The organism is Mucilaginibacter sp. (assembly GCF_036383575.1).
Classification (GTDB): domain Bacteria; phylum Bacteroidota; class Bacteroidia; order Sphingobacteriales; family Sphingobacteriaceae; genus Mucilaginibacter.
Map to the genome: position 1 here is coordinate 1 of NZ_DASVOB010000227.1, position 9,052 is coordinate 9,052.

9 protein-coding genes and 1 pseudogene are annotated in these 9,052 nt (G+C 41.8%); 6 read left to right on the forward strand and 4 right to left on the reverse strand.

Annotated features, from left to right (window positions below):
- Both VF500_RS08135 and VF500_RS08140 read right to left on the reverse strand, forming a co-directional pair.
- The coding region (locus tag VF500_RS08135) for an LTA synthase family protein (RefSeq protein ID WP_330859196.1) at positions 1-1,027 on the reverse strand (1,027 nt) is incomplete at its 3' end.
- A 438-nt stretch (positions 1,028-1,465) separates the two neighbouring features.
- The gene (locus VF500_RS08140) at positions 1,466-2,029 is read right to left on the reverse strand and encodes a KilA-N domain-containing protein (protein ID WP_330859197.1); all 564 of its coding nucleotides are present in this window, start codon (positions 2,027-2,029) and stop codon (positions 1,466-1,468) included.
- Between the two features lie 235 nt (positions 2,030-2,264).
- On the opposite strand from VF500_RS08140, the gene VF500_RS08145 reads away from it, so the two are divergent.
- The 3 genes from VF500_RS08145 to VF500_RS08155 are packed head-to-tail and all read left to right on the forward strand — an operon-like array spanning position 2,265 to position 4,221.
- The gene (locus tag VF500_RS08145; RefSeq protein ID WP_330859198.1) at positions 2,265-2,660 is read left to right on the forward strand and encodes a DUF2809 domain-containing protein; all 396 of its coding nucleotides are present in this window, start codon (positions 2,265-2,267) and stop codon (positions 2,658-2,660) included.
- A 1-nt stretch (position 2,661) separates the two neighbouring features.
- The gene (locus VF500_RS08150; RefSeq protein ID WP_330859199.1) at positions 2,662-3,432 is read left to right on the forward strand and encodes an oxygenase MpaB family protein; all 771 of its coding nucleotides are present in this window, start codon (positions 2,662-2,664) and stop codon (positions 3,430-3,432) included.
- Between the two features lie 3 nt (positions 3,433-3,435).
- Complete coding sequence (locus VF500_RS08155; protein ID WP_330859200.1) at positions 3,436-4,221, forward strand: DUF817 domain-containing protein; 786 nt, start codon at positions 3,436-3,438, stop codon at positions 4,219-4,221.
- A gap of 141 nt (positions 4,222-4,362) precedes the next feature.
- On the opposite strand, the gene VF500_RS08160 is transcribed toward VF500_RS08155, so the two are convergent.
- Positions 4,363-4,914: a sugar O-acetyltransferase gene (locus VF500_RS08160; protein WP_330859201.1), complete on the reverse strand. Its 552-nt coding sequence runs from the start codon at positions 4,912-4,914 to the stop codon at positions 4,363-4,365.
- 216 nt (positions 4,915-5,130) lie between these two features.
- Between VF500_RS08160 and VF500_RS08165 the strand changes: the two genes are divergently transcribed.
- Complete coding sequence (locus VF500_RS08165) at positions 5,131-5,586, forward strand: hypothetical protein (RefSeq protein ID WP_330859202.1); 456 nt, start codon at positions 5,131-5,133, stop codon at positions 5,584-5,586.
- A 74-nt stretch (positions 5,587-5,660) separates the two neighbouring features.
- Here VF500_RS08165 and VF500_RS08170 read toward each other — a convergent pair whose 3' ends face one another.
- Positions 5,661-6,197, reverse strand: coding sequence for a hypothetical protein (locus tag VF500_RS08170; RefSeq protein ID WP_330859203.1), 537 nt, complete (start codon positions 6,195-6,197; stop codon positions 5,661-5,663).
- Between the two features lie 197 nt (positions 6,198-6,394).
- Between VF500_RS08170 and VF500_RS08175 the strand changes: the two genes are divergently transcribed.
- Positions 6,395-6,676, forward strand: coding sequence for a pyrimidine/purine nucleoside phosphorylase (locus tag VF500_RS08175; protein WP_330859204.1), 282 nt, complete (start codon positions 6,395-6,397; stop codon positions 6,674-6,676).
- 894 nt (positions 6,677-7,570) lie between these two features.
- Positions 7,571-9,052, forward strand: a pseudogene (locus VF500_RS08180) (glutamate synthase subunit alpha); the annotation flags it as partial.

The window sequence follows — 9,052 nt, forward strand, 5'->3', positions numbered from 1 at the left end:
TAAAAGCATTCTGAAACGACGGTATCCCCGCTATTACCGACGATACAGCGTGAATAGATTGCCGGCCGGTTGCATAGGCATTAGTAAATATAAGACTGCTGTTGGAGAGCGAATCCAAAAACGGCGTGTATGATTTAAAGCCGGGGATATTAACATCGCGGTTCATGCTGCCCCAGTATTCACGGGACATGCTTTCCAGTATAATGATCACCACATTGGGCTTATTGGCGGGTTTGGTGCTATAGTGTTTTATGGGCTTGATATTGCTGCTGATGTATGTTTCGTCCACCCAATGTTGAAGTTTGTAATTATTAGTACCCAATGTCCTGAAAATGGCAAAAGGAGTATTCAAAACAATATCGCCTTGATTAGGTACGGTGATGTGCTTGTAGGCATCAACCATGTTAATAGGCCGGGTACTGTGCGCAAAATCGCCCCGGATGCCTCCAATAACCAGCGTGAGGATCAGCAGGAATGACACTATAGATGATAAAAAATAGACTTTCTTATCCTTTACAACGACTGGCTTCAGCTTCACCTGGTTATATAGCCAGATCCAGCAAACAGAACACAAAATAAATATGATGATCACATACCAGTAGGCTTCAGAAAAGTGGGTAAACAACAGTTTCTTGTTATTTTCATCGGCAAGTACATCAAGCGTAGCCTTGGTTGAACGCACCTGGCTAAAGCGATAGTAAATGATATCAACAAAGTTGGTAGCGTAGGTAAGCAAATTGGTAATAAAGTACAGAACAGCCATCCCCTTTTGAAACTTAGGATGGGTATTTACAGTTAGCGGTAAAACGCTAAGCAGAATGAACAGGCTATTGATATAAAGCAGGGCTGTGGTATCAAAGGCCATACCGTAGTAGCATAGCTTGAGCAGTGCCCAAAAGCTATCCACAGCAAACAGGTGCGTATTAAAAGCAAAGAATAATACCCTTGCAATAAAACAAAACAAATACCCTAAAAACAGCCTGTATAAAAGCACTTTATATTCGGCCAACCTTAATTTACTTTCCATGAAAACGCGTTGCTTTTAGTTTCCCCAAAGGTTTGACCGGCAGGAAAAGATCAAACCTAATTGCCCCGGGGAGCTAATAAGAAGCGAAAGTAAAAAAAATAGGATTACAATTATTTAATACTAAAGCAACAGTGATTTAATGACATTGGGTTAGCAAATGGGGTATTAAATATTGAGCAGGGAGAAAGAGAATAGGCCGAGGTAGAGAAACCGCTTTTAAAATCAATAGTAAACACGCAGCACCTAACGGAGCCTTAAAGTTTCCATTTTGTTTCCTATAAACACGATACTCCTACGGAGTTTAAAGCAATTGATAGACATTCCGTAGGAGTATCGTGTTTATAGACATTTTGTCCCCAGTATATTGGCTCCGTTAGGTGCCACGTGTTTTAAAAGCGATTTCCCTGAAGGCTAAGAGAATCCCCCCTCTCCTGTAAATTATATTGCTTTCAACTGCCTGTACTGCCTCAAAGTGGCCTGGTTGTTTCTTTTGATCCGGTAAGGAAGCTTTTTCAATTTCTCCTGCAGTAGCATATAAGACTGGAAATCGGCATTACCCTGCAATTTTTTAACCAGCTTATCCAACTGATCTTCAAACTTTACAATTTGTTTATAAGCCTCATTGTTATCTCTTAAATTAGGTAAAAACTCACGGATAGTGCTGTAAACCCAAACCTCAAATTTGGGGTTTAACCAACCGGCAAACTTTAGCGCCAGAATCTCGCACATCCAAAGTCCGTCTATCTTATTCACAAATATCATTGATTCTAAATCGGCCTGAGTATTGACATGGTTACCCTCAAAATTCGATTCGTTAAAGGGCAATGGCAAATTTTTCAGCTCTTCAATAAAATCTTTGGTTTGTTTCAGCTTTAAAAACTCGGTCGGGTTTTTTCCAAAGATCTTGCCCATCTCTGTGGCGTTTATCATTAAATCTTTATCGCTTATATCAAACTCAATAACCTGATTATTGAACTCAAATTCAAAAACTGCATTTACCATACGTCTGCTCTAAAATATGTACTTAATTAGCATGCAAGTATACCAATAGCCATTTTAAAACTACAAAAATTAGTATAAAAGTTTTAAACATTAAAAAAAAGCCACAAAAATTAGTAATTAAATATTAGTCAGCCCAATAAGGAAAACACATCACCCTCCAAATAAAACTTCCCCACCCCTATTGCAAATTTAAAACATTTCAATAACTTTGAAATACAAAGTACTTTTAATAAAAATGAAGTTAAATAGATCATATCTCATTTTAACGCTGATCCTCTTCATAACCGAAGTATTTATCGGCATATATCTGCATGATCGGCTTATCCGCCCTTTCGGAGGCGATCTTTTAGTAGTTATCCTTATCTATTGCCTTATAAAAAGCTTCTTAAACACACCATGGCTAAAAACAGCCGTCGGCACACTGATCTTTTCATATATAGTTGAGATATCGCAATACTTTAATCTACTTAGCCACCTGGGCTTACAAAACTCAAAAGTGGCAGGCATACTGCTTGGGCATTCATTTTCATGGGGTGATATGCTGTGTTACACAATAGGTATATCCATAGTGATGATCATCGAGCTGATTTATAGTCAGCCCAATAATTTACCAAAAACTAAAATTATATAGTATGGATTTTTTTGTAGATGAACAATCGATAGTGCGCAAAATTTGGGGCAAGGCAGATACCATCCTGTTCATTTTTGCCGGGGCCGCAGCCGAATTTGCTTTAAATAAGGCTGTCGACTGGCTCTATTTCACGGGCAAGCTCCCGGCCGATCCCCTGGCCCGCCTGTTCAGCACCGTTGCTTATTCGCGGCAGATCCTTTTTTCGGAGCGTGAAGCGGCGTTAAAGGCAATTGATAAAATAAATGCGATACATAAAGGAGTTGAAAGCGCCCGCGGCTCTCAAATACCCGACTGGGCTTATCGGGATGTACTGTTCCTCCTTATCGATCTGTCCATCCGTTCACATGAGCTACTGGAAAGCCCCTTGAGCACAGCCGAAAAAACCGAAGTGTTTAACGTGTTTTACAAAGTTGGCAAACGGATGCAGCTAACCAACCTGCCAACAGATTATCCTCATTACCTGCAAATGCGCAAAGAACATATTGAACGCAATCTCGTTAACAGCGCTTTTACTATCGACCTGTATCATCAATACAAAAAACACCTTGGCATTGTTCGCTACCAGATTTTGAAGCAGGCACAATTACTAACCGTGCCGGCACAGATCAGTCAACAACTGCCGCTGGGTAAAATAGCCTGGCTTTGGCCTGTATTAAAAGTATACAAGGCAGTAAAAAACCTTAAACCCGGAAAGTTTTTGAGAGATGCCCTTTTGCCAGAGCAATACAAAGTTCAGATCCAGGGAATGGACCAGGCATACGTTTTAAACTGATCCATGAAAACAATTATCAAACACTTCGGCATCTTTGTGCAACAGCAGGCACTCTCCTGCCTGTTCCCGGTTTTGGTATTTGCCATGCTGGCGCTTTCGCACCTGTTTACGGGCATTCTGCCCCGGTATGATTTTATGCTGATAGCCTGTCTGCTTATCCAGGCCGCTTTATATTATACCGGGATCGAAACTAAAGATGAAGTACTGGTGATCTGTATATTTCACCTGCTGGGCCTGGCGATGGAACTTTTTAAAGTGCATTACGGCTCATGGTCTTATCCCGAGTTTGCTTATCTGAAAGTAGGCGGCGTTCCGCTATACAGCGGCTTTATGTATGCCAGCGTTGCCAGCTACATGTGCCAGGCCTGGCGAAGGCTTAACCTGCAAATACAAAACTGGCCCAACCGGTACATTGCCCGTACTATAGGCGTTTTAATATATCTTAACTTTTTCAGCAATCATTTTATGCCTGATGTCCGTTACGGCATAGGCGTATTGATCCTTTATTTTTTCAGGCGTTCGGTTGTAGTTTTTCATTTACAGGGTCGCGCTTACCGCATGCCGGCTATATCGTCATTTATGCTCATCGGCTTTTTTATCTGGCTTGCCGAAAACATAGCTACACGGCTTGGGGCCTGGCGTTACGCTTATCAGCACCATGCATGGACAGTGGTCAATTACCAGAAAATAAGCTCATGGGCTTTCCTGGTAATTGTAAGCTTTATCATTGTTGCCGAATTAAAATTATTAAAAGAGAGCCCAAAGCCATCGCCGGTATTATCGGTTTAAACAATGCCTGCTTCATTAATTTCACGCAAAGGCGCTAAGCCGCAAAGGGAGTGCCTTGCGGCTTAGCATAAATATCTTAAGGCCCGACACTTGATTGACCTCAGCTTCCTAAATCCGAAATCGAAATTCCCAAATCCGAAATCACAACTCTCTAACCACCCGGCAGGGGTTTCCAACAGCTACAACATTGGCGGGAATATCTTTGGTTACTACACTTCCGGCACCAATGGTAGTATTATCACCTATAGTAACTCCGGGGCAAACAATTACACCGCCGCCCAGCCACACGTTATTGCCAATAGTTATGGGTGCCGCGTATTCGGGGCCTTTGATCCTTTCGGCAGCGATAACCGGGTGATAAGCTGTATACAACTGCACGTTGGGCGCAAGGAACACATTATCACCAAATGTAACCCGGGCGCAATCCAGTATAATACAGTTAAAATTCAGAAACAGGTTATCCCCGGCTGTTATATTAAAACCATAATCACAGTAAAAAGGCGATTGAATATCAATATTCCCCTTAAAGTTTCGTAACAGCTGTTTTAACAGCGCGGTTTTGGTTTCCTTATCATCGTAGCCGGCAGCATTATATTGAGTAAACAATTGGCGGGCTTTTGAACGGGCGGCAATAAGCTCGGCATCCCCGGCATTGTACAGCTCGCCGGATATCATTTTTTCAAGTTCGGTCATAGGTAGTATTTACAGGTATTGGTTACAAATATAGCGCTTAATATCAATATGGAGCAGAATCCCGGCATAGGGCGAAGTGCAATTCCGTTATATAGATCTCTGTTTATAAAAGCTAACAATTACAGGCCAACAGCACTGCTTTTGCAAATTTTAAAAACTATTACCGCCAATGAAAGTTACACTATTAGTTAACTTTTATAAATAAAACGATAAAATATGAAAAACTTAAGAATTGCAGCCGCTGCTATTGCCCTGTCATTAGCCGGCTCATTTGCATTAGCCAATGGTCACCCTCAAAACAATGGCACCACCATAGCAAAATATACAATGACGACTGATACCGTACCGGGTAAAAACAAAAAGAAACCAAAAACTCCGGTACCTACACCAAAACCAACAGATCCGGCGCCAAACCCGAATCCAACCCCTGCTCCTGCACCAACACCGACGGATCCAAACCGGGTACCAATGCCTGTGCCAACGCCGACACCAGCACCTACCCCAACGCCAACACCAAATCCTTCACCAACACCTAATACCCCTAACCCGGTGCCGCAGCCAAATACGCCCAATCCTAACCCCGCGCCAAATACGCCAAGCCCGACAACACCAAGCCCAACGCCTAATCCGTCGAGCCCAACCAGGCCTGCAAACTTTGGCCCTATGCAGTAATTTCAGGTTTATTTTAAACAAGAACGCCCCGGGTTGTAACAACCCGGGGCGTTCTTGTTATTATTTTTGTTAATTTAATTACTCAATTGAGTAAAGGTATAAGGCAAGTTGGTGAACGTACCACCTAATATCTGTGATGTTTCAATAGATGCTATAGAACCATCATCATTATAATTTACCTTTTTTGTAGTCATGCTATAGGTACCGGTTATTACATTTTTTGTTGGATCTATAGATGTAATGATAATAGTCCCTGAACCCGACTCAACAGTGCCTACCTGATTATAGGATGTTCCACTTGTTGATGTAAAATAGGCCATTTTCACCCTATCTGTAGCATCAACTTTATAAGTTGCAATCGGAAAAGTGTTGACATTGGTGGCAGAAGCAGCATCACTCAAAGTGATAGTCCATTTAACTCTTTTCAGGTCGGTAGTGCCTACTACATTAAATGTTTTTGTTTTAGCGTTGGCATCATAATTTATGGTGGCAGTAACATCATCGGGTATCCATGATGTACCATTGATAGTAGCAGCAAGTATTTGATCGGAAGTGGTAGAAGCAGAAGTAACAACGTCCTTTTTACAGCCCTGGAATATTATAGCTGACAAAACGAACAGCATTAATAGTTGGATTTTCCTCATATATAAATTTTATGCAAATAACGATGTTTAAGAAGTAATAATCACAACGGAAATTACTTTTTTCACATATTTTAACATTCGCCGATGCGGAGGCTTTCAATAGTTAAGCCCCAATTATAACACAAATCATTTTATTTAACCATATTAGGCCGAAATTTTTAAACATGATCAACGTAAACGAATATTTTGAAGGTGCCGTTAAATCACTGGCATACACTACCCCACAGGGCCGCTCAACCATTGGCGTTATTGAACCCGGCGAATACGAATTTGGCACATCAAGCCACGAAACCATGACCGTAATTGAAGGCAGCCTTGAGGCCCTGCTTCCCTCAACCGACAAATGGCAAACATTTACAGGCGGACAAACATTTGAAATTGAAGCCAACACGTCGTTTAAAGTTAAAACTAAAGTGCAGAGTTCTTATTTGTGTACTTATAGGTAGAAACCTCTTATTTCACCCATCATTGCGAGGTACGAAGCAATCTCCGACTTGCGGAGTCACCCTGTATAGTTTGAGATTGCTTCGTTACTCGCAATGACGTGATTATTAAGTATACTTTTCGATCTATTTATAAATATGGGCGTTGCCTGTGGCCCGCGCTATCCGATCATACTGCACAAGGCATTAGCCACAAGGCCGGTATACGCTCCTATCACTAACGCGCCCCTCGCGCGCCATCTCTGAAATATACGTCATTGCTGTTTTTTCCAGGATTCCCTTGATGGTTACTCGCAATGACGTGATGGATAGAATTTTTAATTTTAACAAGCTACCTAATCACTAATTTCTATCACGGCGTTGTCTGCGGCCCGACTCATACGCCTGCAGGCATTACGCTCACTGCAGGTATCCGCTTCTATTCCTATACGCTTTTTCTGAACCTTGATCTATAGATTAACGGATTCACCGGATTGGATGCTTGCCTCTTCTTCTTTTCGCGGCCATACTACAAAGCCAATCTCATAAACCACGTATACTCCAATACTAAACATGATCTGTGAACCACCAACCATGATCGCTTCCCCAAATTTCTACCATCTACATAGGCAAAAGCAGCAAAATTTTATTTGGTTATAGCATAGTTTGCAGCTTTAATAAATGAATTAAGCATAATTACTGCAACTTTATATTGATTCTAAATAATTTTTTTCGTACTTTCATTTTGTACATCATAATAATTATCTCTTTTTGTTGAGATAATGTTAAATAAACATGATTTAAATAATTGATTTTTTAGAAATCTTTAAAAATTACCGTAAATTTTATAATTTATTTGAGTTTTGGTAACTTCGTGGTTACACCCCTTATAAAATTATAAACGGTTTAATTTAAACAATGGATCAAACTGATAGCCACCAGGGTCTTTACAGACCGGAATTTGAACACGATTCGTGCGGAACGGGATTTATAGCCAATATAAACGGTCATAAAGCCAACCAGATCATTGATAACGCGTTAACCATGCTTGAAAACATGGAACACCGTGGTGCGTGCGGATGCGACCCCGAAAGCGGGGACGGTGCGGGTATTTTAATACAATTGCCCCATGAATTTTTAATGGAAGAATGCTCAAACCTTGAGATCAGCCTGCCGGAACCCGGTGAGTATGGTGTAGGTATGATTTTCTTACCAAAGGATTCGGCCCAAAAGAAGGCCTGCCGTAATATTATTAACAACGCTATTGAAAAATTAGGCTTACATAAACTTGGCGAGCGTAAACTCACTGTTGATTCATCAGTTATTGGTGAAACAGCCCGCCAGGCCGAACCTGATGTTGAGCAAATTTATATCGCAAGGCCGCATCATATTACCAATGCCGATGATTTTGAGCGTAAACTGTTCGTGCTCAGAAGGTATATCAACAAAACCATTACCGAAACTGTAGCCGGTGCTTCTGATAATTTTTATTTTACATCATTAAGCTGTAAAACAATCATTTACAAAGGCCAGCTTACTACGTACCAGCTGCGTAAATATTATGCCGACCTTTCTGATCCGCGTATTGCATCGGGCTTTGCCATGATCCACTCGCGTTTCTCAACCAATACTTTCCCCTCATGGAAACTGGCCCAGCCGTTCCGCTTAATTGCGCATAACGGCGAGATCAATACCTTAACAGGTAATCTGAACTGGTTTTATGCAGGCCTGAAATCATACGCTTCGTCATACTTTACTGCCGAAGAAATGGAGATGTTGCTGCCTGTTATTGATAACAACCAGTCGGACTCGGCCTGTTTGGATAATATCATCGAGATCCTGCTGCATTCCGGTCGTTCATTGCCACACGTAATGATGATGCTGGTGCCAGAGGCATGGGATGGCAACGAAGCTATGGATCCGCTTAAAAAAGCATTCTATGAGTTTCACGCTACCCTGATGGAGCCTTGGGATGGCCCTGCAGCTATCACCTTTACCGATGGTAAACTGGTAGGCGCCCTGCTTGACCGGAACGGCTTGCGTCCATTGCGTTATGTAATAACCAACGATGGCCGCGCTATTGCAGCATCAGAAGCCGGTACTTTAGCTATCGACGAAAGCACTGTTTTACGCAAAGGCCGTTTACAGCCTGGTAAAATGTTGTTGATCGATACCGAAAAAGGCCGTATCATCACCGATGAGGAGATCAAGAAACAAGTTGCATCACAACAGCCTTACGGCCGTTGGTTGGAAAACTATAAAATTAACCTGAGCGAGCTTACTGAGCCGCGTTTGGCTTTCGCCAACCTGTCTGAAGCTTCAGTATACCGTTACCAGCAGGTATTCGGTTACAGCCGTGAGGATATCGACACTATTGTTAAGCCAATGGCGCTTGATGGT

What these genes read in the sequence shown, in the direction of transcription:
- VF500_RS08155 (WP_330859200.1), top strand. Translation starts at nt 3,436, where the DNA reads ATGAAAACAATTATCAAACACTTCGGCATCTTTGTGCAACAGCAGGCA.
- VF500_RS08160 (WP_330859201.1), bottom strand. Translation starts at nt 4,914, where the DNA reads ATGACCGAACTTGAAAAAATGATATCCGGCGAGCTGTACAATGCCGGG.
- VF500_RS08165 (WP_330859202.1), top strand. Translation starts at nt 5,131, where the DNA reads ATGAAAAACTTAAGAATTGCAGCCGCTGCTATTGCCCTGTCATTAGCC.
- VF500_RS08150 (WP_330859199.1), top strand. Translation starts at nt 2,662, where the DNA reads ATGGATTTTTTTGTAGATGAACAATCGATAGTGCGCAAAATTTGGGGC.
- VF500_RS08175 (WP_330859204.1), top strand. Translation starts at nt 6,395, where the DNA reads ATGATCAACGTAAACGAATATTTTGAAGGTGCCGTTAAATCACTGGCA.
- VF500_RS08145 (WP_330859198.1), top strand. Translation starts at nt 2,265, where the DNA reads ATGAAGTTAAATAGATCATATCTCATTTTAACGCTGATCCTCTTCATA.
- VF500_RS08140 (WP_330859197.1), bottom strand. Translation starts at nt 2,029, where the DNA reads ATGGTAAATGCAGTTTTTGAATTTGAGTTCAATAATCAGGTTATTGAG.